The following is a 24,657-nucleotide window of genomic DNA, read 5'->3' as shown; positions in this document are numbered from 1 at the left end:
GTTGATACGTGGACGCTCTTGCAGAACTCTCTAAGGGAGCCGAACATCTAGTGCATTCGTTCGACTCGGCTTACATCGTCGGGTCGGGTGCGTTCGGTCTCACTCAGTACACCTTTTGGATGATCATCTGTCTCATCCTCACGGTTGTGGTGGTTCTGGCGGCCTCGAAGAGGCTCACGCTCGTTCCCAACAACAAGTTCGTCAACATGGTCGAGTACGGCTATCAGTTCGTCCGCAAAGACATGGGCGAAGATCCCATCGGGCACGGCTACAAGAAGCACATTCCGTTTCTCGCAACCCTGTTCTTCTTCATCCTCATCAGCAACTTCGTAGGCCTGATCCCCGGTTGCAAAACGCCGACCGGCTCGATCAGTGTCACGTGGGCGCTCGCCATCATCTCGTTTGTGTACTTCAATTACTGGGGCTTCAAGACCAAGGGGGGCTTGGGCTACATCAAGTCGTTCGCCCCGTCGGGCCTGCCCGTCGTCATGGTGCCGGTCGTGTGGTTCCTCGAGCTCTTCTCGACGATCCTGCGTGCGCTCACCCTTGCCGTCCGACTCTACGGCAATATGTTCGCAGGCCACATGGTGCTCGGCATCTTCGCACTCGCGACGAGCGTCTTTATCAACGCCGCCATTGTGAACGCCGATTTCGTCACCGCTCTTCCGGCCATCGGCTGGGTTGCGTTTCTGTTGTGCATGTACGCCCTCGAGGTGCTCGTGGCCTTCTTGCAGGCCTACGTGTTCACCATCCTGAGCGCAGTGTACATCGGTCTGGCTACGTCGGACCACTAAGATTGGGTTTCGCCGGCACTTCCACTGCTGGTCGAAAATAAGTTGCTAAGTGTTTTTGAGAGCAGACTCAAAGACGGTTAAAGGAGGAAATTGTGGAAATTACACTTGGACTTGCGGCGCTGAAACTCGTGGGCTACGGCCTCGCAACGCTCGGGCCTGGCCTGGGCATCGGCATCGCCTGCTACGGCTGCTGCATGGCTACCGCCCGCCAGCCCGAACTGCAGGGACGTCTGTTCACGAACTTCATCATCGGCGCAGCCCTTGCTGAAGCCCTCGGCCTGATCGGCTTCGTTCTCGCGTTCATCGTCTAACCTTTGGCCTTTATTCGGAAATCTAGCCGTAGAAAAAGGCTTTAAGGAGGAAAGCAAGTGAAAGCAGGAGCGAAAAAAGCAATAGCTCGCACGGGTGCGGTAACACTCGCTGTCAGCGGCATGTCTGTTGCTTTTCCCGCGCTCGCGCTCGCAGCTGAGGAAGAGTCAGGCGGCATCTCGGCGATTCTGCCCAATATGGCGGAGTTCATCCCGATGCTCGTCTGCTTCATCATCCTGTGCGTAGTGCTGGGTAAACTCGGTTGGCCCGCTTTCGCCGCAATGCTCGATAAGCGTGAGAAGACCATCAAGGATTCTCTTGAGAAGTCCGAAGCCGCTCGCATCGAGAGCGAGCGTTTGCTTGAGGAATACAAGCAGCAACTCGCCGAGGCGAAAACGCAGGCAGCCCAGATCGTTGCCGATGCAAAGAAAACCGGTGAATCGGTGAAAGCCGACATCACCACCAAGGCGCAGGAAGAAGCCACCGACATGATCGCGAAGGCGAAAGCCGCCATCGAATCAGAGAAGAAGGCCGCTATCGCGGAGCTTCAGAGTTCGGTCGCCGATACCTCGATCGCCGTTGCGTCGCGTTTGATCGGTAGCGATCTCAACGACGACGAGCACCGTGCGATCGTCGAGCGCTACGTGAACGAGGCAGGTAGTTTCAATGCCAACTAACCGTCTTGTCATCAAGGAAGAAGTAGCCACCTACGCGAGCGTCCTTCTGGACGCTGCTGCGGAGGCGGGCGGACAGGACGCCGTGCTCGAGGTGCGCGACCAAGCTGAGCAAATCGTCGGCTTCATGCGTTCGAACATGGATCTTTCCAACGCTCTGGAAGATACGACCTACACGCCCGAACAGCGCATCGAGATCGCCCGGGGCGTGTTCGCCCCCTACGAGAAGGTGCTCGCGGACGTGCTGGCCGTTATGGCGGAGCGCGGAGACATCGCACTGCTTCCTCGCGTGCTGAACAGCTACGAGGAGCAGATCGAGAGCAAGCTGAACATCGCCGTAGTGGACGTCACGACCGTGGTGCCCCTCGACGAGAACCTGCGCGAGGTCATACGCAAGAAAGCCGAAGCCGATCTGGGCACCGACGTCGTGTTGCGCGAGCACATCGACAAGTCCATTTTGGGCGGCGTTATCATGAGTGCAAACGGCAAGCGCATCGACGCAAGCGTCCTGTCGCAGCTCGAAAGCGCTCGCAACGTGCTAAAACTATCAACAGATGGAGGTGAATGCTAGTGACTGAAATCACCGCAAAGTCTATTGACGAGGCACTGCGCAAGCAACTCGATGCCCTCAATACCAGTGTCGAATCGCGCGAGGTCGGAACCGTCATCCAGGTGGGCGACGGTATCGCGCGCGTCGACGGGTTGAAGGACGCTATGGCAGGCGAGCTTCTCGAGTTCGTCGGCCAGAACGGACAGGTCGTCTACGGCTTGGCTCAGAACCTCGAAGAGGACGAAGTCGGCGCCGTGCTCCTCGGTGACGTCACCGCAATCAAGGAAAACGACCAGGTCAAAACGACCGGCCGTATCGTAGAAGTTCCCTCGGGCAAAGGCATGCTCGGTCGTGTCGTGAACCCGCTCGGCATGCCGATCGACGGCAAGGGCCCGATCAAGGCAGACGGCATGCGCCCGGTCGAGTTCAAAGCTCCCGGCGTTATCTCTCGTCAGCCCGTACACGAGCCCATGCAGACCGGTATCCTCGCGATCGACTCGATGATCCCGATCGGACGCGGCCAGCGCGAGCTCATCATCGGCGACCGCCAGACCGGCAAGACCGCCATCGCGGTCGATGCGATCATCAACCAGAAGAACCAGAACATGATCTGCATCTACGTCGCCATCGGTCAGAAGGCGTCCACCGTTGCGGGCATCGTCGAGACCCTTGAGCGCTACAACGCCATGGACAACACGATCATCGTGAGCGCTTCGGCTTCCGATTCCGCTCCCTTGCAGTACATCGCGCCGATGGCCGGTGCTGCCATGGGCGAGTACTTCATGTACAACGGCGAAGACGGCAAGCCGGCATCGGCCGAGAACCCGGGTCGCCACGTGCTCATCATCTACGACGATCTGTCCAAGCAGGCTGTGGCCTACCGCCAGATGTCGTTGACGCTGCGCCGTCCTCCGGGACGCGAAGCGTATCCTGGCGATATCTTCTATCTGCATTCGCGCCTGTTGGAGCGTGCGGTCAAGATGTCCGAGGAGAACGGTTCCGGTTCTATGACCGCGCTTCCGATCATCGAAACGCAGGCAGGCGACGTGTCGGCCTACATTCCCACCAACGTGATTTCGATCACCGACGGCCAGATCTTCCTCGTGACCGACCTGTTCTATCAGGGTCAGCGTCCCGCGGTCGACGTCGGCATCTCGGTGTCGCGCGTGGGCGGCTCCGCTCAGATCAAGGCCATGAAGCAGGTTGCAGGCTCGCTGCGCCTCGACCTCGCATCGTATCGCGAGCTCCAGGCGTTCACCCAGTTCGGAAGCGATCTGGACAAGGCGACGCTCGATCAGCTGAACCGCGGTGCGCGTATGACCGAGCTTCTGAAGCAGGGTCGTTACGCACCGATGCCGGTTGAGGAGCAGGCTGTCGCCATCTATGCCGGCGGTCACGGCTATCTCGACGATATCGAAGTGAGCGACGTCGTTCGCTTCCGCGGAGAGATGCTCGAGTTCCTGCGTGCTTCGCATTCGGAGATCTTCGAGAACATCGTGAAAGAGAAGAAATTCACCGAAGCGATCGAGACCGATCTGAACGCCGCTATCGAGTCGTTCAAGAACCAGTTCTCGCCCTCGGCTTCGGCGTAAGGCAGGTAGATCATGCCCAACCTTCACGACATAGAAAGACGAATCAAATCCGTCTCTTCGACGAAGCAGATCACGCGCACCATGGAGATGGTCGCTGCTGCCAAGATCCGTCGCGCAACCGAGCGCGCCGTCGCGGCCACGCCGTACTCCATCTCCATGGTTGAGATTCTGGCGAACGTCGCCGAGCGTGTAGGTGGCTCTGAGAACGCCTTGCTGCAAAAGCATGACGAAGTGAAAAACGTGCTCGTTGTAGTCATCGTGTCGGACCGAGGCCTTGCGGGCGGCTTCAACAGCAACGTGCTGCGTCACGTCGAGCGCCTCATCAAGGAGAAGAGCGCGCAAGGCGCGAACGTCCATATCGCCGCCTGCGGGAAAAAGGCCATCGGCTATTTCAACTACCGCAAGATCGAGCCGGTCATCGAGTTCAAGGATCTGTCCGCCGACCCGACGGTCGACGAGGCCGCCGCGCTTGCAACGTACGCTATCGCAGGGTACGTCGATGGGAGCCTCGACGAGGTCATCGTCGTGTTCAACCATGCGAAGAATGCGGCCGAACAGGTGCTGCGCCAAGAGCTCGTCTTGCCGATCGACTCGGAGGTTTTGCTCGGGGAGATAGCCGACAACGTGGTCATGCCTTCGGGCGATCACCCGGACGAGGCGACCTCTGAGGCGGAAAGGCTGCAGGTCAACCGTTCGCGCGACGCTCTTCCGGGCGATGTCGTGTTCGAGCCTGACGCCGCGACCGTTCTCGATAGGCTGCTCCCGGCATACGTTCGGACCACCCTTTACCACGCGCTGCTCGATTCTGCCGCTGCCGAGCAGGGTGCTCGCCGTACGGCAATGAAGTCGGCAACCGATAATGCTAACGACATGGTCGATTCTTTGACCAGATTGTACAACCGTGTTCGCCAGGGCGCCATCACCACCGAGATTTCGGAGATCGTTGGCGGCGCCGCGGCATTGGAGGATTAAATGGCTGAAACTATGAATAATGCATCGGCCAAGCAGGGAGCGACGGGGCGCATCGTCCGAATCGTCGGCCCTGTCGTCGACGTTGAGTTCCCGCCGGATGCGATGCCGGCGATCTACAACGCCTTGACCGTGCATGCACAGACCCCTATCGGGGAAGTGGATACTGTACTCGAGGTGCAAACGCACCTTCCCGGCGACCTCGTCCGCGCGGTTGCCATGTCGTCGACCGACGGTTTGGTCCGCGGCGTCGAGGCTGTCGACACCGGCAACCCCATCATGATGCCCGTGGGCCCGAACACCTTGGGCCGCATTTGGAACGTGATCGGCCAGCCCGTCGACGGCAAGCCCATGCCCGAGATCGCCGAATGGATGCCTATCCACCATCCGGCTCCCGATTACGACACCCTTACGACCACGACCGAGATCTTCGAGACCGGCATCAAGGTCATCGACCTCATCGAGCCGTTCGTCAAGGGCGGCAAGACCGGCCTCTTCGGTGGCGCAGGTGTCGGCAAGACCGTTATCATCCAGGAGCTCATCAACAACCTCGCTCAGGAGCACGGCGGCACCTCGGTGTTCACCGGCGTAGGCGAGCGTACCCGTGAGGGTACCGACCTCTACCTCGAGATGAGCGAGTCGGGCGTTATCGACAAGACCTGCCTTGTGTACGGTCAGATGAACGAGCCTCCCGGAGCTCGTCTGCGCGTAGGCCTCGCCGGCCTCACCGAGGCGGAGTACTTCCGCGATCAGGGCCAGGACGTGCTTCTGTTCATCGACAACATCTTCCGCTTCACGCAGGCGGGTTCCGAGGTGTCGGCGCTTCTCGGCCGTATGCCCTCCGCTGTAGGCTATCAGCCCACGCTCGCTACCGAAATGGGCGACTTGCAGGAGCGCATCACTTCGACCGAGACCGGTTCGATCACGTCGGTGCAGGCTGTGTACGTGCCTGCCGACGATTTGACCGACCCCGCACCGGCGACGACCTTCGCTCACCTCGACGCGAAGACGGTTCTTTCCCGCGCCATCGCTGAGCTCGGCATCTACCCGGCTGTCGATCCGCTCGAGTCCACCTCCCGTGCACTCGATCCCGAGATCGTCGGCGAGGAGCACTACCGCGTTGCGGTCGGCGTCCAGGAAGTCCTGCAGAACTACAAGGACCTTCAGGACATCATCGCCATCCTCGGCATGGACGAGCTTTCCGAAGAGCAGAAGCTCGTCGTGAACCGCGCCCGTAAGATCCAGAAGTACCTGGGCCAGCCGTTCCACGTGGCCGAGGTCTTCACCGGCAACCCGGGCATCTACGTCAAGATGGAGGACACGATCCGTTCGTTCGCCGAGATCTTGGACGGCAAGTGCGACCATATCCCCGAGCAGTGCTTCGTGTACAAAGGCGCTATCGAGGACGTGTACGCAGCGTACGATAAGATGGCGAAGGAAGACTAATGGCAAAGCTGATATGCGACATCGTGACTCCTGCGGCTAAGCTTTACTCCGACGAAGCATATATGGTGGTCGTACCCGGCGTCGAAGGCGAAATGGGTTATCTGCACGGCCACGTGCCGCTGGTTTCAGCGCTCGCGGACGGTATCGTCCGCATCCAGCGCGAAAAAGAGGGCGGCGACAAGCAGCGCTTTGCACTGCAGGGCGGGTATGTCGAGGTGACGGGTGATAAGGTTATCATCCTTGCCGACCGCGCGCTTCCGGTGTCTGATATCGACGCGGCAGCCGCCCGCGAAAAGCTCGGCGAACTCGAGGCCCAGCTTGCGGCGCTCTCCGAAGAGGAAGCCAGAAAGACTCCGCTTAGCTCGGACATTGCCTGGTGCAAACTGCAGATCGCCGCAGTCGAGTAACACGCGCGCACGATCCGCTAGCATTGAATCGGTTGAGGCCTCGGGAGCGATCCCGGGGCCTTTTTCGTTGCAGGATGCCTGCTTGCGCATGGGTGCTTGGGACTGTTTGGACGCACGGCGGGCGCGTCATGGCGGGCAGGCACCAGCCCGAGCCGACGGAGCCGTCCGATGCCTAGCCCGAGCCGACGGTGCCGTCCGATGCCCAGCCGGAGCGAAGTGACGAGATCGACACGTTGGCTCGCAGCGGCATGCCCCGCAGAACCCGCTGCTATACCAGGATCGGCATGTGCCCGTTCGAAGCGCCAGCATCGGATCGCCATCGGTGCCATGCGAGGTCGCATCAATACTGACTCGGCGGCGGAATGGCCCCAATCTGCACGGTTTTCCGCGTTGTGTTGCGCTGTAGCAGCCTGAATTCCTTTCGATCAGGCTATTCTTTACAAGCCACCTGCAGAAACAACCCGTGAGTCCGTGCTGGGCGGTAGCCGTTCTGCAACATCAGGGCTCCGAGCGCAACACAACGTGAGAAACTGTGTAAAAGGAAGCCATTCCGCCGTTAAACCGCCATTGACATATACCCGCTCGGAGCGCCAAAGCGTCGGATCGCAGTTTGGCGCCATGCGGGGCTGCATCAATCCCGGGTTACCAGCGAACCGCAGAGTTTCAGTGTGGTATGCATGCAAACTTCAGCGCGGTACAACGTTATCGCGTTCGTCGCCGATTATCCAGGCGTGGTAGTAGTCCCAGCGGGGTCCGTCGGAGGTTTCAGCACCGGTGACGAGATAGGTTGCTACGATGGCGGTGGGGTTTATGCCGCGTTGCGAGGCTTTCGAGAGAAGATCCTGCACGTTCGATGTGCTGCCGTACGGGGCGATGCGAAGCAGGCACTCGAGGCTCGGCTGGCGATGCCCTCGTTTGCGGCACTCCCAGAGGACCGAGGTGCTTTCGCCCGTAGGTTCGCTCGATGCGCTTCCCCCCGAAACGCCTGCGAGCCGAACATCCGCATCGCCCTGTGCCGCCGGCCCCTCGACGATGCCTTCGAGTGCGGTGTCGGGATCGGCGGCGTCGATGAACAGGCCGTAGCGCCACGGCTCGTCGACGAGCAGCATCCAATGCAGGGGATTGTCGTACTCTATGGCGACGAGCCGATCGATGCTCGGCGTTCTCGGGCGCATGCCGGCTGATCGGAGCGCTTCGGCTTGCGCGTTGAGGCCACGCTGTTTCGCAAGCCGCTCGCGCGAAGCCGCAAGCTCGGCCATGCGACGCTCGATGCTCGCCTCGGTACGCTCCAGCGCTTCATCGAGCGCGTCCACGGTGAGCGCATGATAGTGCTTCAGTTCCTTCACCGGAACACCGATCTGACGATAAAAGGCGATCTCGCTCGCATCGATGAGGCTGTGAAGCGAATACTGGCGATAGTCGTTTTCAGGATTGCGCTCTGAGCGCACGAGCCCTTCGCTTTCCCAATAGCGCAGCGTCGAAGGTGCGATGTCGAGGTAGCGGGCCGCGTCTTTGATGTCATAGCGTTTCGCGGTTTTATCATCGTACAACGTGGTATTTGGAGATTCGGAGAACATGGCGAATTGCTCCCTTTACATTAAAGTTACTTTAAGGTTTAGAGTATCACCTGGACAAAAATCAAGCAACAACGTAACGGAAGTGAATCATGATTACGCGTTCTATGGTGAGGGAATACCTCAAGTACATCGTGCCTACGATGCTCACGTTCACGCTGGCAAGCGTTTACAGCATTGTCGACGGCGTGTTTGTAGGCCATGCGGTGGGAAATGCGGGACTAGCCGGGATCAACGTGGCGTTTCCGCTTGTTGCGCTCGTCATGGCAATCGGTACCGGCATTGGCATGGGCGGCGGCGTTATCTCGTCCATCGCGAAGGGTGCGGCAGACGATGCCAAGTCGCGGTGCGCCGTGGGTACGACGTTTCTCATGCTGCTCGTTGCAGCGCTTCCCATTATGGCTGCGCTTTTCCTGTTTGCAGAACCCATCCTTACCGCACTCGGCGGCAGGGGGGAGACGCTTTCCCAGGCGGTTTCCTACATTGCCGTCATTGCATGGGGCGTGCCGTTCCAGATATTCGTAACCGGCTGCACGCCGCTCATCCGCAACCAGGGCAAGGTGGCTTACGCTATGGTGGTGCAGGTGTTCGCCGGTCTCATGAACGTGGTGTTGGACTATGTGTTCGTGATCCTCTTCGGATGGGGGACCGCTGGTGCCGCACTTGCGACGGTGCTCTCTCAGGTTGCTGCGTTCGTACTCGTGGCGGTGTTCTTCCTGCTGAAGAGAAACCGCATCGCGGGGCGCGATCTGCGCATCGACGGCGGCATCGCCGCGCACGTGCTCAAGCTTGGCCTCGCGCCGTTCGGGCTCACGCTGCTGCCCGAGGCAACCGTTGTGGCCATCAACGTGAACGCGGTCGCATACGGCGGCGAAACGGCGGTTGCCGCGTATGCGGTCATCGCGTATACCGCTTGCGTGATCCAGATGCTCATCCAGGGCGTCGGCGACGGCAGCCAGCCGCTCATCTCGAAACACTACGGCGCGGGCGACGCCGACGGCGTGCGGCGGTTCCGTAACACGAACTATCTCATCACCATCAGCATCGGCGTGCTCGGCCTTGCGGCCATGTTCGCCTTCCGTGAAGAGATACCGCTGCTGTTCGGTGCAACGGGAGACGCGGCCGTGCTCGTCGCGTGGGCGCTCCCCATCTTCTCGATAGCCTACATCTTCTACGGGTTCACCCATGCGTCGACATCGTACTTCTACGCGGTCGACGATGCGCGGGCCTCGAATACGATCGTGTACGGTGAGGCGGTCCTCGTGGTGCTCGTGGTGTTCGGTTTGGCGCGGCTTGCCGGTCTCGACGGCATCTGGCTGTCGGTAACCGTCGTGCAGATGATTCTCGCTTGCGTGGCGGGGGTGCTTCTGCGAAGACGGCACTGCACGCGGGTGAAGGCCGCTGCGGCGAAGCCGGCGTTCGAGCAGTCGTAGGCAGCAGGTACCGACTCCGGCAGACGACGGCGCGAGACAGCCGTCCATGCGCCCGCGTGAGCGGGGGCGGAGGCTACAGCCGTCGCGGCGGGTGCGCGGCTGCGGTCATTCGCCGCGCAGCGTTTGCTTCTCGGCCTCGATGAGGTCGAGAAGCTCTTCGCGTGAGCCGATGTTCATCTTGCGGTAGATGTTGTAGGTATGCGTTTTGACCGTATGGCTCGAAATGTAGAGCTGGTTTTGGATGTGCTCGATGCCGCGTCCCTTCGCAAGGTAGAAGAACACCTCGGTTTCGCGCGGCGAGAGCCCGTAGCGCTCTGCGAGGGCCGTACAGCTCGCCTTCCAGTGGCCCTGCTCGTGGTCGACGTCGCGGTCGCCTGTGTCGGCTTCGTCCTGCTGCGCATCGCCTTGGGCCTCGGGAGCAACCGCTTCGTGCATCAGGGGCCTTTCGATCGGCGCGAACGTGACGAACGCGGCAAGCAGGACGACAAGGCCAAGCGCGATACCCGAGAGCACCGAGAGGTTCACGGCTCCCGTGCCCGAAGCCAGCAGCCCGAGCCCGTAGCCTACGGCGAGGCCGGCCGAAAGCGCCGTTTGGCTCATGCCGACAAAGAACAGGTACGACGCGCGTCGTGCGCGGGCCGTCTGGAGCTCGAACGCGATGCTCGATAAGAGCAGAAACACGTACGCGCCCATGAGCAGCAGGTTGCAGAGCGCATAGACCATATCGGACATGAACGACATGGGCACGAGCGCGATCACGAGAAACGGGAACACCATCTTGAGCATGTTGCCCTGCTCGATGCGGCCCGAAAAACGCGTCATGAAGCCGAACGCTGCGAGCGCTCCGAGTGCCGTGAGCGCGGCGATGCCCACGAACAGCGTCGCATCGCCCGCGATCTGGGTGATCGATCCTGCTCCCAAGCCGAATACGATGCCGTATATCACGTAGATCGCGCCGAACGCCCCCGACAGATGGGCGTTCTTCTTCGATTCGCTCAAGGGAATTTCAGCGGCTTCGGGCTGCTCGCCGCTTTGCGGCATGGCCTTGAGGATGCCGAGGCTGATAAGCGGGCATACGGCGAGCATGGCGATGTTGAAGGGGGAGGGAAGCATGGTGATGATGAGGTAGAAGCCGCTTCCGCACACGACGGAAAGCGCGAGGCATTTCACGGTCGACGAGGGCGAGACGGCAGCAACCGCTTCGATCCAGAGAAAGAACAAACAGCACAACCCAATGCCCGAAAGCGCCCATGCAACGAGATCGAACGGCAGGGCATGAGCCGTTTGCGTGACGAAATACGACGCAGAAGAAGCCGCTGCGATCACCGAGAACAGCACGACGAGAGCGTACATGGCGCCCCGCCGCCGCTTTCCGATGGTGCCGTCGGCGGTGCGCGACAGCGCGAAGCTGCATAGGCCGAACCCGATGAAAAAGGCGATTCTCAATACGAGATGATGCCAGAGGTTCTCGATATCGACATCGAGAAACGAGTTGCGCATCAGCATGGAAAGAAAGACCGCCCAGAAGAGCGAAAACCCGCCGACCGCTACGAGGAGAAGTGCCGATGATAGCGATTGACGTGGGAAAACTTCGGCACTCATGCTTTTTTCCATAGGTTCGTTTCGCATGTTCCCCCGTAAAAACCAGTCGATCGGTCGATGGCGTTCATGATACGCGGTCTCTAGAGTAAAGACAAGTTGAGGGTGCGCGGCGGCAGCTTTCAGGGCAGCCGCCGACCATTCTCAAATCCGGGGCACCATGCGATTGCGATGCGCTTCGGATGTCGTGCAAGACGAGGAAGAAAGCTTGAGGAGGTAGGAATGGAAACCGATTACAAACTGGTAGACCATGAGAAACCGTTCCACTATCGCGAGGGGGACTACGACGTTACACGCGGGTGCGCATGGACGGGTCCGGGCTGCCATTTGGGCTGCGGCGTCATCATGTATACGGACGATGAGGGCAAGCTCGTCAAATGCGAGGGCGATCCGGAGGACCCGTGGACCGACGGACGTTTGTGCATGCGCTGCCTCGACGTGCCCGAGGTAACCAACCACAAAGAGCGCCTGCAGTACCCCATGAAGCGCGATCCGAAAGACCGCGGCAAGGACATCTGGGAGCGTATCACGTGGGATGAGGCCTACGAGCTTATCACCGAGAAGTTCATGGATATGAAGGAGAAGTACGGCGCGGAATCCGTTATCTTCGCACAGGGCACTGGTCGTGACATCGCCGCGTACATCACGCGCTTGTCCTGGTCGTTCGGATCTCCTAACTACACGGGCCTTCTTTCGGGCCAGGCGTGCTACCTGCCGCGCATCGCCGGCATGGCGGCGACGACGGGTCATCCTTGGATTCCCGATGCCGCGCAGCAGTTCCCCGAGCGCTACGACCATCCCGACTACGAAGTGCCCGAAGTCATGTTCGTCTGGGGTAACTACCCGCTCAAGTCGAACATCGAGGGCTTCTACGGCCACTGGGTCATCGACCTCATGAAGCGCGGCATGAAGCTCGTGACCGTCGATCCGAAGGTCACGTGGCTCGCGTCGAAGTCCGAACTGCACCTGCGCGTGCGGCCCGGTACCGACGCCGCGCTCGCGCTCGGCATGATGAAGATCATCATCGAAGAGGACCTCTACGATCACGAGTTCGTCGACGAGTGGTGCTACGGCTTCGAGGAGCTCAAGGAACGAGCTGCCGAGTTCGATGTGAAGCGCGTCTCTGAGATCACCTGGGTGCCCGAGGATAAGATCATCGCCGCCGCACGCATGCTCGGTAACGCGAAGAACTCCACGCTGCAGTGGGGCGTCGCCGTCGACATGACCCGCGAAGCCATGCCGGCAGGTCAGGCCATCCTCGCACTCTGGGAGATCACGGGCAACATGGAGCGCCCGGGCGGCATGATCGTCGCTCCCGAAATCCTCTCGGTTGCCGGCGGCTGGGGCCGCGAGGTGCTGGGGCCTGAGCAGGAAGCCAAGCGCATCGGCATCAAGGATTACCCGCTCTACAACTTCGGCTTTGCGGTATCGCAGCCCGACGAGACGGTGAAGACCATGGAGACCGGCGATCCGTACGAGATCCACGGCGCATGGCTGCAGACCACCAACCCCATCGCGTGCATGGGCGCCGATCCCGTCCGTCTGTACAACGCGCTCAACAAGCTCGACTTCATCGTAGTCGTCGACCTGTTCAAGACCCCGACGATCGCGGCGCTTGCCGACGTGGTCCTGCCCGCTCAGACATTCCCCGAAAGAAACGGCATCGCATTCGTGTCGGGCGCGCAGCGCGGAAGCACCATCAACAAGGTGACCGACGTGGGCGAGTGCAAGTCAGACATGCAGATCAACTTAGAGCTCGGCAAGATGTGGAACCCCGAGGCATGGCCGTGGGACAACGTGGATGAGATGTTCACCGACATGCTCAAGCCCACCGATATGTCGTTCGAAGAACTGCAGGAAGTGGCGCCTGCCTACCAGCCCATCGAGTACTACCGCTACAAGACAGGCAAGCTCCGCGCCGACGGCAAGCCCGGCTTCAACACCCCGACTGGCCGTATCGAGCTGTGGAGCAACTTCTACAACCAAGCAGGCCTCGATCCGCTTCCGTACTTCGAGGAGCCCGAGCCCGGCCCGACGTCGACGCCTGAGCTCATGGAAGAGTTCCCCTTGGTCATGACGAGCGGCGCGCGTTTCTGGGGCATGTTCCACTCCGAGCATCGCCAGATCGAGCGCATGCGCTACTACCGCCCCTGGCCGCTCATGGAGATCCATCCTGAGACCGCTGCGAAGTACGGCATCAATGACGGCGACTGGGTGTGGATGGAGGGCCCGATGGGACGCGCGAAGCGCAAGGCGAAGCTCACTCCCATCATGGACCGCCGCATCGTATCGTGCGACCACGGCTGGTGGTTCCCCGAGGGCGATCCCGAGAAGTTCTACGACGTGTTCGACCTCAACATCAACAACACGCTGCCTTGGATCCCCGGCAAGAGCGGATTCGGATCCAACTATAAGAGCTCGATCTGCAAGATTTACAAAGTAGAGGGGGAGGAATAAACCATGGCAAAGTTCGGAATTTTGGTGGATGCCCAGTGGTGCTCGGGCTGCCACTCTTGCGAGATCGCCTGCCAGATGGAACACGGGCTGCCCGTCGGCCAGACCGGCATCCAAGTCGTGAAGATCGGCCCCTGGCCCATCGGCGACGAAGCCGACGACAACTGGCAGTTCTCGTACCTGCCCATCCCGACCAAGCAGTGCGATACCTGCGCCGCACGTCGCGGACTCGGCAAGGTGCCCACCTGCGTGCAGCACTGCCAGTCGAAGTGCCTTGAGTTCGGGCCCCTCGAAGAGCTCAGCCAGACGCTTGATCAGAAGCAGAAGACGCTGTTCGTGGTTGCGTAAGACCCGCATGACCCGGCCGGTTGCGCGCCTGTTCGAAACCTGATGGGCGCCAGCCGGCATCTGAATGCGGTTCCGCACGATCTGACCGCAGTCAGCTATTGCATACCATCGCGGGCACCGGAGGCCCGGTGCCCGCCAAGGGGAAACCCGGGCGGCGGTTCACGTCCGCAGGCGAGCATTCGCCTTGCCGGTGGGACCGATCGCCCGAAGACAAGGAGATCGGCTATGTATAGCAAGAAGTACTACATTTTCTACGGCTTGTTCTTTTCCTTCATCGTGGCGGCCATTCTGTGTCTGGCGCTCACGTTCGCGCAGGGGATCGCGCACATCGATCCGATGTTCTACCTTATGAGCTTCGGCATCGCGTTCGTCACGTCGTTTGTGGTGACGGCGGTCATTCCGATGGCCCGCATCGCGGGGGCTGCAGCCGAGTACTACGACGCGAAGCCTGGTACGCTCGGCTATCGCATCGTGCAGAACATCTTCTTCAGCACGCTCATCATGTTCATCCTCGGCATCGTCATGACTGCGTTCATGACGGGCGTGGGTATCACGGAGGCTGTGAACCCGATGACTGGTCTGGTGGATCCGGTGAATTTGTTCGACCGCTTCGCGGCGCTCTGCATCCAGTTCTGGCCGACCATCGTGATCGTGGCGTTTCTGTCCGATCCGGCGGCAGGCGGCCTGGCCAAGCTTTGCGTGAAGCCGGCCGACCGTTTCGCGCAGGTACCCGATGCGGCAACCGACGAGGCTGTCCATGCCTAAGCGGTACCTTGCGGATGCGAGTTCCGGTGCGACCCCCGCTTTCGAGCGGGGGTCGGGTTCGGTTTCGGGACGGCCGACTGTCGACGGCTCGAAAGGCTGTCAGCCCGATGAGAAGGGCAAAGGTCTCGTCGATGGATCCAACGCGTCCGATGACGACGTGCAGGACTTGATCGATGCGGTGGCGGGCGCGACGTGGAGCACGCGTAACCGCATCATGGAGGAACGCTTCCATGCGGCCCTCGAAAAGGGAAGCGCGAAGGTTCCTGCCTTCAAGCCGCCAGGCGAGGCGATTGGGTAGGACGGACGACTTCCGACCCGCTCCCGCAGGCTTATCGGAGGACGACCTTCGGCCCGCTCCCACAAAGTTGTCGGAGGACGTCCCCCAACCTGCTCCCGCAGGGCGATCCGCTTGGACAACAATCGTGCCATTTGGCACGATTGTTGTACCGCTCTCTCTGCGCTGCTTCGGCGAACGAAAAGTGCCCTCAGCGTCGCACCTGATCAGGACAGCATGCTTCCATCGTGAGGATTATCCCCGATCGCGGATTATGCCATATGGCACGATCTTTGCTTCACCCACGCTCGTTCGGACCGCATCGGGCGCCACCGAAGGACGCTGTTTTCGACAAAACCCTGCCTCGAGTAGTGCCCTTTGCCACTGTGTTCCGATTTTCGGTGAATCATGGGCGCAGCCAGAGAGTCGTCGTCGCCCTAGCGCGAGGGGCGTTCAGGCGAGGTTGTACGCGATGACGTACAGAACCGCACAGCTCGAAGCGAGCATGCACGCCGAGAAGGCGAGGAAGGGAACAGAGCGAACGGAAGGTACGGCGGGGCGAGTCTGCGCCCGCAGGAACGTGCGGTAGGCGAAGATGAGCGCGGCGTTGCTTGCCACCAAGATCGCTGCGAACAAAAACACCTGTGTTTTCGGTGCCCATCCGTCGGCGCCCGCGGCGTCGAAGTGCACGGCGATGATGTCGGGCAATACGAAAAAACTGCATGCAGCTATGACAAGCGGCAGAACGCACAGGACTCCGAAAATCGCCTTTTGGGAGGTGCCGAGCCAAACGGTGCGGGATCGTGCAACCTCGCCTGAGCCGTTCGCCCCCACGTTGTTCGCCTGCGTTTCTGCAACCCCTTTCGGCGTCTCTGCGCCCGCAAGGGGGAACCGTTTCTTGAGATCACGCTCAACGAGTGCTGTTGCAATCAGAACGCCCGCAAGCGGCAATCCCATGGAAACGCACGTTGCCACCATGCTACCCGTATCGGTCGAGGCAAGGGGCGTGGCGGCAGCGAGGGCGGCGACGATGAGTGCAACGGCAAGTCCCATGAGCCCGACGACGACCATGAGCGATCCGCTTTTGCGGTTCGCATAGGCCCATGCCTCGGGGCTTTGCATGGAGCGGGTTGTACGGTACCCGAATACAGGGTTCGGATCGTACTCTGCCGTACGCATGAGCGCTCCGAGTCCGATGAGCAGAGCATCAATGATGAGGGCGCCGACGATTACCGCCATGAAGCTTCCTTTCGAATAATCCGAAGCTAGTGTTCTGTGACGAACAAAATTCCCAGCGTATTCGGTCCACAATGGCTCGAGATCGTGCAGCTTGCTTGCGTGACGTGGATGTTTTCCACAGGAAGCCGGCTGAGCACTTCGCTTCGGACGAGCTCGATGAGCTCAGATGCCACTCCCGAATGGGTTATGAACAAATCGTCGCAGACGATGTCGGTGAAGCGCGCAAGCGTGTCCTCGACGTAGCGGGGCAGCACCTTCTTGAGTTTGCCGCGGTAGATGCGCCCGATGCCCATCGAGCCGCTTTTGTTGTCGACGAGTATCTCGGGCTTGAAGCTCACCATCTTGCCGACATGGGCGACAACTTGGGGGCAGCGTCCGCCTGCCGCCATGAAATCGAGCGTGTCGAGCACGAACGACGAGTGCACGCGGCTGCGCATCATGCCGATCTCCCGAGCGACCTCTTCGGCCGAGCGGCCTTCCTCGATCATGCGGCCGGCGCGGATGACGAGCTGTCCGATGCCGGTCGAAAGGTTGCGGCTGTCGATGGGATAGACGCCCGACAGCTGCTCGGCCGCCTTGCAAGCGTTTTCGTACGCGCTCGAAAGCGCTCCGCCGAGATTCAGGTGGATCACTTCGCATCCCGCTTCGACGAACGGCCTGAAGTGGTCGAGGTACTCCTGCACGTTGATAGCCGCCGTCTGCGGAAGGCTCTTGTCCTCGTAGTATCCCTCGTAGAGGTCTTCGGGTTTGATGTCGACGTTGTCGGTATAGCTTGTATCCCGGTAGATGATGTGAAAAGGATAGTACTGAACGTCGTAGCGCTGTTTCAGTTCGGGGCTGAGGTCGCAGGTGCTGTCTGCGCTCAGGATGACGTGCTTCACGCGATGCCTCCGTGGTTCGTTCGATGTTTATGCGGCTATTGCTATGATACCTAACCTGCGCGCGATGTGCTCGAAAAATGGAAGAACCTAGACTCTCGCTGTGGCGAAGGTTGAACTACCGGGTGAAACTCTGGCTACGGGTGGGTTTGAGCATGATGTATTGGCCTTTGTTGTACTGGTGGGCGCATGTACGACCCAGCGCGGGCTGAGTAAGATGCACCTTTCTTGTGAGAGCCTCTTGCGCAAGGGCTCTGTATGCTGCTACCATGTGCAGGCATTGATACGCACACGAACGCGTAAACGCTAGAAAAGAGTTGTTTGATGTCGGCGGTTGTAAAGGTCGCTTTCCTCTAAAACCTCATACCGAGGATGATTGCACTGCGCCCGCTTGACGGCCGTGCAGCCATCCGCCGCCTTTCGCGCATATCGTTCGTTCTTCCTTATCGCAGGTATACGTACATCTGTATTCCGATCTTGCTTCAATACGATCCCGTTTTCGACTTTCGCAAAGGCGTCGGTTGACGGGATCGTTTTCGTATGAGCCCTGGAAAGCAGCATTCGAAAGAACCGAACGTACACGAAATGCTAGTGATTCAAGGAGCATCAAGCAATGAACAGGAACGAGTACGGGTCCGCACCTTGTCGACCCGAGACCATGCAAGCATACGGGTTCGATCCTCGCAGCAGACCCGAGACCATACAGGGTATCCCCGCCCGCATCACCGCCGTCCATCGCGGGCTGTTCGAGATCGTCTGCGACAAAGGCTGCGGATTCGCCCATGTGAAGCCAGGTGCGTACCGCAATCGAAAAAACGATCATCCCACGGTCGGCGACTTCGTGACGATCGACTGGGAGCCAGACGGCGAGAGCAGGATTCTCGCCACGCTTTCCCGCACTTCGTATTTTTCGAGGCGCGATCCGTCGTCGGCGGGCCATGGTGAACAGGCGGTAGCGGCTAACTTCGACTACGTCTTCGTCGTGCAGGCGCTCGACCGCGATTTCAACGAGCGGCGCCTCGAGCGCTACCTTGCGCTCGCCTGGCAGTCGGGCGCAACTCCCGTAGTCGTGCTTACGAAGGCCGATTGCGCGAACGATGTCGAAACGCAGGTGCAGATCGCCGAGAGTCTTGCGCTCGGAGTCGACGTATTCGCGCTGAGCGTTCGCACTGGCGAGGGGATGGGGCACCTCGAGCGCTACCTTGCGCCCCGCACGACTATCGTATTGCTTGGATCGTCGGGTGTCGGAAAAACGAGTTTGGTGAACGCGCTTGCAGGCGAAGACGTTCATGCAACAGGAGAGGTCCGCGCAAGCGACGGCCGCGGCAGGCATACCACGTCGTGCCGGCAGCTTATCATGCTCGATGGCGGAGCCATGTTGATCGATACGCCCGGCATGCGCGAGCTGGGCATGTGGGAAGCGGACGACGGCATCGCCCAGGGTTTCGCCGATGTCGAGCAGTACTTCGGTGCCTGCAAGTTCAGAGACTGCAACCACGACGGTGAGCCAGGGTGCGCGATCGTCGAAGCGATCCGTAAAGGCGAGCTCGCTCCCGAGCGGTGGGAAAGCTACCGAAAACTCAAAACCGAAACGCGTCTGTCCCGGGATAAGGAAGGCTTCCTGCGTGAGAAGCGGCAATGGGAGAAGAGTTTGTCCAAGCAGATACGGCAGATGAAGCAGCCGGGCCGCACCGACATGCCCGATTATCGCCATGAGGCATGCGACGAGACCTTCGCCTGCGCAGTCTGCGGCGCTGTCGTCGTGCCTGAGCATGCGGGAAGCAGCCACCGAAACCACTGTCCCCAGTGCTTGTCGAGCGTACATGTGGACAACAAGCCGGGAGATCGTGCGTCGCTTTGCAAAGGAGTGATGGAGCCGATCGGCGTTTGGGTACGCAAGAACGGGGAATGGGCCCTCATCCATCGCTGTTCGTCATGCGGCAAAATTGTATCGAACAGGATCGCGGCAGACGATAACAGTGTGCTTTTGATGTCGATCGCCACGAAACCGCTCGCGAATCCGCCCTTCCCACTGTGGGACGTCGGCGGACAGCAGGCGGCGATGGGTTGATGGCTCGGCTGCGCTTGCTGGCTAATGCCGGATGGCCGTATGCTCGGTGCCTGCCTGCGCGCAGGCGCTGCGGGTGGACGGCAGTTCGCTGCGCAGGCAGGGGGATCGCCCCGTGCGCCTTCGCAGGTACGCTCGGCGGCTTGCCGCGCGTCGGACGAAGATTATCTCGTGCGTGCAGCCATCGGGTCTTGTATCATGGGATCGTGCCGGTAGGACGCGGTCCCATGATCGGCCGAATGCAGAGGAAAACCGGGTTGGCGATAGGATGGGTCACATGGAGCAGTACAAGCGGGAGTTCATCGAGTTCATGGTGGAAAGCGAAGTGCTGAAGTTCGGCGATTTCACGCTGAAGAGCGGCAGGAAGTCCCCGTTTTTCATGAACGCCGGCGCGTACGTGACTGGCTCGCAGCTTCGTCGGCTGGGCCAGTACTACGCCCGCGCCATCCACGACACGTTCGGACTCGACTTCGACGTGGTGTTCGGCCCTGCATACAAGGGCATACCGCTTGCGGTCATCACCACGATGGCCTTGAGCGAACTGTACGGCGTCGAAGTGCGCTACTGCTCGAATCGCAAGGAGGTCAAGGACCACGGCGATACGGGCATCCTGCTCGGTAGCGGGCTTCGCGACGGCGACCGCGTGGTCATGGTGGAGGATGTGACCACCTCGGGCAAGTCCATCGAAGAAACCCATCCTATCCTCAAGGGCCAGGCCGATGTGGAGATCAAGGGGCTTATGGTGTCGCTAAACCGCATGGAGGTCGGCAAAGGCGGCCAGGTGTGCGCCCTCGACGAGGTGCGCGATCGCTACGGCTTCCCAACGGCGGCCATCGTCACCATGGAAGAGGTCACGGAGTGCTTGCACAACAAGGAATGCCAAGGTCGCGTAATCATCGACGATGACGTGAAGGCGGCGCTTGATGCGTACTATGAGAAGTACGGAGTGGAATAGCATTCGATGCGGATCGGGAGGGGTTTTCCGTCTGCCGCCGAACCTGGATCGACGAGAGTGTTCGCCCGCGGTTGCGGAATGTCGCCCAGGGCGCTGCGGGGGCGTGCTGCTCCCTGCTGCGAAACATTGGATGGCCGCTAAGCGCTCGGCGGATCCTTCCGCCCGCAGCTCGAAACGTGCCGGGGCGCTCAGCGGCTCCCGACATCGGTATTGCGGCTGAAACGGGGGCCGAAAGCCCAAAAAGTCGCGGTGTGAAGGACCCGGTAACGCGGAACCTTTTCGCATCGAATTCTCAACTTGGAAAACACCAGGTCAGCTGCTTGTGATATCGAAGGCTACCAGAGCGGTCGCCGCCCGCGACCCGATGCGGCTTGGAAAACCTGCCCGATCCCTTCACGGTGCGACTTTTTGGGCTTTCGAAAGGTGGAATCTTCCAAGTTGGAGTGCAGCCCGCCGCTTGCCCACGTTCGGGTGCCTCGCCGATGTACGGCCTTCGAGCGGTGCCGCGCATCGACGCGATGAGCTACCCAGGGCAGCAGGCGGTCGGCTCTGTAGCCGAAAATCCACGCTTTATCCTCAGCGGTTGCGCGGCTAAGCTGTTATCATGGACACGACACCAGAGAAAGCATACGAGAAACCGCAAAGGCACATGATATGGCATTCGTTCATCTGCACAACCACACTGAATACTCCCTGCTCGACGGCGCAACGCATATTAAGGACATGGTGCGCCGTGCGGCCGATTTAGGCATGCCCGCCGTGGCCGTCACCGATCACGGCGTCATGAGCGGCGTCCCCGAACTCTCCGATGCATGCGATGCAGTCGAGGAGGAAACGGGCATCCGCGTCAAGCCCATCTACGGCTGCGAGGTCTACTTCACCACCGACGAAAGTCGCGATGAAGAAGGCAAGCTCAAAAAAGACGGCAAGCCCCGGCTCTACCATCTGCTGTTGCTGGCCAAAACGAACGAAGGCTATCACAACCTTGTGCGCCTCGTATCGGAGTCGCACGTCGACAACTTCTACTACAAGCCGCGCACCACGTTCTCGATGCTTCAGAAATACGGCAAGGGCATCATCGGCTCGAGCGCGTGTATCGCAGGCATCATTCCGAAGATGCTCGACGATCGCCGTTTCGACGATGCGGTGGAATGGGCGAAGAAGTTCGCGAGCTGCTTCGAACCGGGCGATTTCTATATCGAGCTGCAGAACCAAGGCATCGTGACCGACGCAGGCCTCACGCAGACCGAACTGAACCATCAGCTCACGAAAGTCGCTCAGACCGCAGGTCTCAAAACCATCGCTACGAACGACTTCCATTATTTGCTGCAGGAAGATGCGCGCGCGCAGGACATCATGCTCTGCATCGGCACCGGTTCTGCCGTCAACGATACGAACCGCATGAAGTTCGAGAACGACCAGTTCTATATGAAGACCGAAGAGGAGATGCGCGAAGCCCTCAAGGATTTCCCCGAGGCGTGCGACAACACCGTCGAACTTGCCGAAAAGGTCAATGTCGTGCTCGAGCGCGATTCCATCCTGCCGCGCTTCCCGCTGCCTGAAGGCGAAACCGAGGACAGCTACTTCAAAAAGCGCATCCAGGAGGGTCTCGTCAAGCGTTACGGCGATCCTATCCCCCCGGAGGCGCAAGAGCGTGCCGATTACGAGGCCGGCATCATCATCCAGCAGGGCTTCCCGGCGTACTTCCTCATCGTGCAGGAGTACATCGAGTGGGCCCGTAGCCAGGGCATCGGCGTCGGCCCGGGCCGCGGATCGGCCGCAGGCGCCATCGTGGCGTACGCCATGGGCATCACCGACCTCGATCCGCTCTCAAACGGCCTTCTGTTCGAGCGCTTCCTTTCACCCGAACGCGTGGAGATGCCCGATATCGACGTCGACTTCGAAGACGAGCGTCGCGGCGAGGTCATCGAGCACATCAAGGAAGTGTACGGCGAAGACCACGTGTCGGGCGTTATCACGTTCGGTAAGCTGCAGGCTAAAAACGCCGTGCGTGACGCCGCGCGCGTACTCGATTACCCTTACGGTGTGGGCGACCGCATCGCGAAGCTCATCGGCGACGAGCTCGGTATCACGATCGCCAAGGCGCTCGATACGAATCCCGACCTCAAGAAGGCCTACGATACCGAAGAGGACGTGAAAGCCGTCCTCGACGCGGCTCTTTCCATCGAGGGCCATGTTCGCGGCGAGGGCGTGCACGCCTGCGCGACGATCATCTGCCGCGATCCCATGTCCGATCACGTTCCCATGAAGCGCGACACCAAGGGCGGCGGCATCATCACGCAGTACGACGGCCACTATACGCCGGAACTCGGCCTGCTCAAGATGGACTTCTTGGGTTTGCGCACCTTGGGCGTGCTCTCGCGCGCATGCCGCAACATCGAGGCGCGTTTCGGCACGAAAGTGGTTCCCGAAGAGATACCCATCGACGACGAGAAGGCCTTCGAGCTCATGCGCTCGGGCAATATGGACGGCTTGTTCCAGGTTGAGGGCGCGCTGTACGTGAGTCTGTTCGCACGGCTTCCCCCCACGCGCTTCTCCGACATCGTCGCCTCGATCGCGCTCAACCGCCCGGGCCCGCTCGAGTCGGGCATGGTCGACGACTATGTGAAAGTGGCGCAGGGCAAGACGCCGGTCCACTACTACGACGATCGGCTGCGCCCGCTTTTGGAAGAGACCTTCGGCACGATGGTTTACCAAGAGCAGATCATGCAGATATCCATGGAGATGAGCGGGTTCTCGGCTGGCAAGGCCGACAAGCTGCGTAAAGCAATGGGCAAGAAGAAGCTCGACATCATGCGCCAGCTTCAGGAAGACTGGAACAACGGCGCGGTCGAGAACGGCTATTCGCTTCAGATTGCGAAGCAAATCTGGGAGGATGCCGAGAAGTTCGCTAAGTACGCGTTCAACAAGTCCCATTCCGCTGCGTACGCCATCCTGGTCATGCGCACCGCGTATCTCAAAGCGCGCTACCCGCATGACTTCATGGCCGCTGTGCTCTCATCGTACATGGGAAACTCGGATCGCCTCATCCGCTACATCGCCAGCTGCAACCGTTCGGGTATTCCCGTACTGCCGCCCGACATCAACAGGTCGAACCTTGAGTTCACGCCGACCGACGAAGGCGTGGTTTTCGGGCTTGCCGGCGTGCGCGGCGTGGGCGAGAAGGTGGCCGAGGAGATCATCCGCGAGCGCGAGCAGAACGGCAGGTTCTCTTCGCTCCACGATTTCGTGAACCGTATGGATTCGAAGGCTTACAACCGCAAGACGCTCGAGGCGCTTATCAAAGCCGGCGCGTTCGATTCGACGGGCTACACGCGCAAGCAGCTCATGTACTTCATCGAGGAGACACCGCTTCTCGAAGGGGCCTCGAAGCGCCAGAAAGATCGCGACATGGGCCAGGTGAGCATGTTCGATTTGTTCGCCGACGACGATGATTCCGGGTTCAAGGAGGAAATCCCTGCTCCCGACGGCGTCGAATGGGACAAGCGCACCAAGCTCGCCTACGAGAAGGAGATCTTGAAGATCTACGTATCGGATCACCCGCTGCGTCCGTACGAGGGCCTTCTCTCGCGTATGACGAAGTTCTCGCTCGGCGACCTTGCGGAGCGAGAGAAGGATATCGCGAACGCGGTGTTTGTGGGCATGGTGTCGACGGTGGCTACCAAACTGACGAAGCGCGGTACGCGCATGGCTACGTTCACGCTTGAGGATACGACGGGGCATGTGGACGCTATCTGCTTCAAGTACGACGATAATGCCGAGGCGCTCACGGAAGACGCGATCGTGAAGGTGAAGGGCAAGTTCGAGCACAGCGACCGCGGCAACCAGCTCATCGCCTACGAGATGGAGGTCATCGAGCTTTCCGAGGACGACGCGCGCCCTTCGCACCTCGAGTTGAAAATCGCCTCGTCGGACTTCGACCAGAATACGTCGATGCGCTTAAACCGCATCTTGAAATCGTATCCTGGACGCGATGGGGTGGTGCTTTTCATCAGCCAAGCCGACGGCCGTAAATTCCGGGCTGAACTGCCGGTTACCGTAGACGCGCGCAGCCAGGTCATGCGCTCCGAAATTCAGGATCTGTTCGGAAAACCGGTGTGGATGGCCTCGTAAGCCCTATGCGCTGCGAGGTCGGACGGGCAGTTGAGCGATGCTCCCAGTTCGGCATTGCGGGGGTCGAACGGGCGGTTGGGTGATGCTCCTGGTTCGGCGTTGCGGTTGGGCACGTTTTTGCGCGCGGTGGCGGTCTGGGCGACTGTCGGGCAAAACGACACTCTGGTTATCACGAAATGCTGACGATTCGGCTGT

Annotated in this window: 20 protein-coding genes; 16 read left to right on the top strand and 4 right to left on the bottom strand. The window is 60.3% G+C overall.

Annotation, left to right across the window (positions count from 1 at the left end):
• Nucleotides 1-8 precede the first annotated feature (8 nt).
• The 8 genes from atpB (at nucleotide 9) to atpC (ending at nucleotide 6,741) form a co-directional block, all read left to right on the top strand.
• Nucleotides 9-794: a F0F1 ATP synthase subunit A gene (gene atpB / locus FJE54_RS14910; RefSeq protein WP_139653577.1), complete on the top strand. Its 786-nt coding sequence runs from the start codon at nucleotides 9-11 to the stop codon at nucleotides 792-794.
• A gap of 92 nt (nucleotides 795-886) precedes the next feature.
• Nucleotides 887-1,105, top strand: a complete 219-nt coding sequence (atpE, locus tag FJE54_RS14905) for an ATP synthase F0 subunit C (RefSeq protein ID WP_139653576.1) — start codon at nucleotides 887-889, stop codon at nucleotides 1,103-1,105.
• A 57-nt stretch (nucleotides 1,106-1,162) separates the two neighbouring features.
• Nucleotides 1,163-1,780 carry a F0F1 ATP synthase subunit B gene (atpF, locus tag FJE54_RS14900; RefSeq protein ID WP_139653575.1) on the top strand — a complete coding sequence of 206 codons (618 nt, stop codon included), beginning with the start codon at nucleotides 1,163-1,165 and terminating at the stop codon, nucleotides 1,778-1,780.
• Nucleotides 1,770-2,348 carry an ATP synthase F1 subunit delta gene (gene atpH, locus FJE54_RS14895; RefSeq protein WP_139653574.1) on the top strand — a complete coding sequence of 193 codons (579 nt, stop codon included), beginning with the start codon at nucleotides 1,770-1,772 and terminating at the stop codon, nucleotides 2,346-2,348. The genes atpF and atpH overlap by 11 nt, the downstream gene beginning before the upstream one ends.
• Nucleotides 2,342-3,919 carry a F0F1 ATP synthase subunit alpha gene (atpA, locus tag FJE54_RS14890; RefSeq protein WP_180326759.1) on the top strand — a complete coding sequence of 526 codons (1,578 nt, stop codon included), beginning with the start codon at nucleotides 2,342-2,344 and terminating at the stop codon, nucleotides 3,917-3,919. Before atpH ends, atpA begins: the two co-directional genes overlap by 7 nt.
• Before the next feature lie 12 nt (nucleotides 3,920-3,931).
• On the top strand, nucleotides 3,932-4,891 hold the full coding sequence (gene atpG / locus FJE54_RS14885) for an ATP synthase F1 subunit gamma (protein ID WP_139653573.1): 960 nt from the start codon (nucleotides 3,932-3,934) through the stop codon (nucleotides 4,889-4,891).
• On the top strand, nucleotides 4,892-6,334 hold the full coding sequence (atpD, locus tag FJE54_RS14880) for a F0F1 ATP synthase subunit beta (RefSeq protein ID WP_139653572.1): 1,443 nt from the start codon (nucleotides 4,892-4,894) through the stop codon (nucleotides 6,332-6,334).
• The gene (atpC, locus tag FJE54_RS14875) at nucleotides 6,334-6,741 is read left to right on the top strand and encodes an ATP synthase F1 subunit epsilon (RefSeq protein WP_139653571.1); all 408 of its coding nucleotides are present in this window, start codon (nucleotides 6,334-6,336) and stop codon (nucleotides 6,739-6,741) included. The genes atpD and atpC overlap by 1 nt, the downstream gene beginning before the upstream one ends.
• 686 nt (nucleotides 6,742-7,427) lie before the next feature.
• On the opposite strand, the gene FJE54_RS14870 is transcribed toward atpC, so the two are convergent.
• Nucleotides 7,428-8,318: a MerR family transcriptional regulator gene (locus FJE54_RS14870; protein WP_139653570.1), complete on the bottom strand. Its 891-nt coding sequence runs from the start codon at nucleotides 8,316-8,318 to the stop codon at nucleotides 7,428-7,430.
• Nucleotides 8,319-8,407: 89 nt separating this feature from the next.
• Between FJE54_RS14870 and FJE54_RS14865 the strand changes: the two genes are divergently transcribed.
• Nucleotides 8,408-9,748, top strand: a complete 1,341-nt coding sequence (locus tag FJE54_RS14865; protein ID WP_139653569.1) for an MATE family efflux transporter — start codon at nucleotides 8,408-8,410, stop codon at nucleotides 9,746-9,748.
• 105 nt (nucleotides 9,749-9,853) lie between these two features.
• Here the strand turns inward: FJE54_RS14865 and FJE54_RS14860 are convergent, their stop codons facing one another.
• Complete coding sequence (locus FJE54_RS14860) at nucleotides 9,854-11,350, bottom strand: helix-turn-helix transcriptional regulator (RefSeq protein WP_180326758.1); 1,497 nt, start codon at nucleotides 11,348-11,350, stop codon at nucleotides 9,854-9,856.
• 219 nt (nucleotides 11,351-11,569) lie between these two features.
• Here FJE54_RS14860 and FJE54_RS14855 point away from each other — a divergent pair, with 219 nt between their 5' ends.
• From FJE54_RS14855 to FJE54_RS14840, 4 genes are all read left to right on the top strand, one after another.
• Nucleotides 11,570-13,804 (top strand): molybdopterin-dependent oxidoreductase, encoded by a 2,235-nt coding sequence (locus FJE54_RS14855; protein ID WP_139653567.1) that lies wholly within the window; start codon nucleotides 11,570-11,572, stop codon nucleotides 13,802-13,804.
• 3 nt (nucleotides 13,805-13,807) lie between these two features.
• Entirely contained in the window at nucleotides 13,808-14,149 is a 342-nt protein-coding gene (locus FJE54_RS14850; protein WP_139653566.1) for a 4Fe-4S dicluster domain-containing protein, read from the top strand.
• 225 nt (nucleotides 14,150-14,374) lie between these two features.
• Nucleotides 14,375-14,914 carry a hypothetical protein gene (locus FJE54_RS14845; RefSeq protein WP_139653565.1) on the top strand — a complete coding sequence of 180 codons (540 nt, stop codon included), beginning with the start codon at nucleotides 14,375-14,377 and terminating at the stop codon, nucleotides 14,912-14,914.
• The gene (locus tag FJE54_RS14840; protein ID WP_139653564.1) at nucleotides 14,907-15,212 is read left to right on the top strand and encodes a hypothetical protein; all 306 of its coding nucleotides are present in this window, start codon (nucleotides 14,907-14,909) and stop codon (nucleotides 15,210-15,212) included. The genes FJE54_RS14845 and FJE54_RS14840 overlap by 8 nt, the downstream gene beginning before the upstream one ends.
• Before the next feature lie 429 nt (nucleotides 15,213-15,641).
• On the opposite strand, the gene FJE54_RS14835 is transcribed toward FJE54_RS14840, so the two are convergent.
• Together FJE54_RS14835 and FJE54_RS14830 are read right to left on the bottom strand one after the other, a co-directional pair.
• Nucleotides 15,642-16,427: an SdpI family protein gene (locus FJE54_RS14835; RefSeq protein ID WP_139653563.1), complete on the bottom strand. Its 786-nt coding sequence runs from the start codon at nucleotides 16,425-16,427 to the stop codon at nucleotides 15,642-15,644.
• A gap of 26 nt (nucleotides 16,428-16,453) precedes the next feature.
• Complete coding sequence (locus FJE54_RS14830; RefSeq protein ID WP_139653562.1) at nucleotides 16,454-17,308, bottom strand: DegV family protein; 855 nt, start codon at nucleotides 17,306-17,308, stop codon at nucleotides 16,454-16,456.
• Between the two features lie 610 nt (nucleotides 17,309-17,918).
• Between FJE54_RS14830 and rsgA the strand changes: the two genes are divergently transcribed.
• From rsgA to dnaE, 3 genes are all read left to right on the top strand, one after another.
• Nucleotides 17,919-19,376: a ribosome small subunit-dependent GTPase A gene (gene rsgA, locus FJE54_RS14825; protein ID WP_218971943.1), complete on the top strand. Its 1,458-nt coding sequence runs from the start codon at nucleotides 17,919-17,921 to the stop codon at nucleotides 19,374-19,376.
• Nucleotides 19,377-19,650: 274 nt separating this feature from the next.
• On the top strand, nucleotides 19,651-20,328 hold the full coding sequence (pyrE, locus tag FJE54_RS14820; RefSeq protein ID WP_139653561.1) for an orotate phosphoribosyltransferase: 678 nt from the start codon (nucleotides 19,651-19,653) through the stop codon (nucleotides 20,326-20,328).
• A 654-nt stretch (nucleotides 20,329-20,982) separates the two neighbouring features.
• Nucleotides 20,983-24,462 (top strand): DNA polymerase III subunit alpha, encoded by a 3,480-nt coding sequence (gene dnaE, locus FJE54_RS14815; RefSeq protein WP_139653560.1) that lies wholly within the window; start codon nucleotides 20,983-20,985, stop codon nucleotides 24,460-24,462.
• Nucleotides 24,463-24,657 lie beyond the last annotated feature (195 nt).

Source organism: Raoultibacter phocaeensis (genome assembly GCF_901411515.1).
In the GTDB taxonomy this organism is placed as follows: domain Bacteria; phylum Actinomycetota; class Coriobacteriia; order Coriobacteriales; family Eggerthellaceae; genus Raoultibacter; species Raoultibacter phocaeensis.
The sequence above is the reverse complement of the archived record's forward strand: the minus strand, read 5'-3'. Positions and strand labels throughout refer to the sequence as shown.

Excerpts from the sequence above, each read along its gene's own strand:
- atpA (WP_180326759.1), top strand. The coding sequence starts at position 2,342 with ATGCTAGTGACTGAAATCACCGCAAAGTCTATTGACGAGGCACTGCGC.
- atpD (WP_139653572.1), top strand. The coding sequence starts at position 4,892 with ATGGCTGAAACTATGAATAATGCATCGGCCAAGCAGGGAGCGACGGGG.
- FJE54_RS14860 (WP_180326758.1), bottom strand. The coding sequence starts at position 11,350 with ATGAGTGCCGAAGTTTTCCCACGTCAATCGCTATCATCGGCACTTCTC.
- atpG (WP_139653573.1), top strand. The coding sequence starts at position 3,932 with ATGCCCAACCTTCACGACATAGAAAGACGAATCAAATCCGTCTCTTCG.
- FJE54_RS14865 (WP_139653569.1), top strand. The coding sequence starts at position 8,408 with ATGATTACGCGTTCTATGGTGAGGGAATACCTCAAGTACATCGTGCCT.
- FJE54_RS14850 (WP_139653566.1), top strand. The coding sequence starts at position 13,808 with ATGGCAAAGTTCGGAATTTTGGTGGATGCCCAGTGGTGCTCGGGCTGC.
- FJE54_RS14835 (WP_139653563.1), bottom strand. The coding sequence starts at position 16,427 with ATGGCGGTAATCGTCGGCGCCCTCATCATTGATGCTCTGCTCATCGGA.
- FJE54_RS14840 (WP_139653564.1), top strand. The coding sequence starts at position 14,907 with ATGCCTAAGCGGTACCTTGCGGATGCGAGTTCCGGTGCGACCCCCGCT.
- FJE54_RS14845 (WP_139653565.1), top strand. The coding sequence starts at position 14,375 with ATGTATAGCAAGAAGTACTACATTTTCTACGGCTTGTTCTTTTCCTTC.
- rsgA (WP_218971943.1), top strand. The coding sequence starts at position 17,919 with ATGAACAGGAACGAGTACGGGTCCGCACCTTGTCGACCCGAGACCATG.
- FJE54_RS14870 (WP_139653570.1), bottom strand. The coding sequence starts at position 8,318 with ATGTTCTCCGAATCTCCAAATACCACGTTGTACGATGATAAAACCGCG.
- dnaE (WP_139653560.1), top strand. The coding sequence starts at position 20,983 with ATGGCATTCGTTCATCTGCACAACCACACTGAATACTCCCTGCTCGAC.
- FJE54_RS14855 (WP_139653567.1), top strand. The coding sequence starts at position 11,570 with ATGGAAACCGATTACAAACTGGTAGACCATGAGAAACCGTTCCACTAT.
- atpC (WP_139653571.1), top strand. The coding sequence starts at position 6,334 with ATGGCAAAGCTGATATGCGACATCGTGACTCCTGCGGCTAAGCTTTAC.
- pyrE (WP_139653561.1), top strand. The coding sequence starts at position 19,651 with ATGGAGCAGTACAAGCGGGAGTTCATCGAGTTCATGGTGGAAAGCGAA.
- atpH (WP_139653574.1), top strand. The coding sequence starts at position 1,770 with ATGCCAACTAACCGTCTTGTCATCAAGGAAGAAGTAGCCACCTACGCG.